The following is a 236-nucleotide window of genomic DNA, read 5'->3' as shown; positions in this document are numbered from 1 at the left end:
GATTCAATAGCAGCACATACAGGAACAACAATCGCATCTTCTGCTGCGGCAATAGCGCGTACAACATCAAGGTATGGGTTGTTTTCAAAACCATCTTCAGCAACGTTAGCAATATACATTGTTGGTTTGATAGTTAAAAAGTTAATAGAGCTGATAGCTGCTTTTTCTTCTTTAGTTAACTCTAAAGAACGTAATGTTAAGCCTTCGTCAAGATGCACTTTTACTTTTTCAAGTAC

At 36.9% G+C, this 236-nt stretch carries 1 pseudogene; it reads right to left on the bottom strand.

Annotated features, from left to right (window positions below):
- Positions 1 to 236: pseudogene (ychF, locus tag AAEY88_RS15460) on the bottom strand (redox-regulated ATPase YchF); the annotation flags it as partial.

The sequence above is a fragment of the Psychrobacter sp. CAL346-MNA-CIBAN-0220 genome (assembly GCF_040309805.1).
Taxonomy (GTDB): Bacteria; Pseudomonadota; Gammaproteobacteria; order Pseudomonadales; family Moraxellaceae; genus Psychrobacter.
The sequence above is the reverse complement of the archived record's forward strand: the minus strand, read 5'-3'. Positions and strand labels throughout refer to the sequence as shown.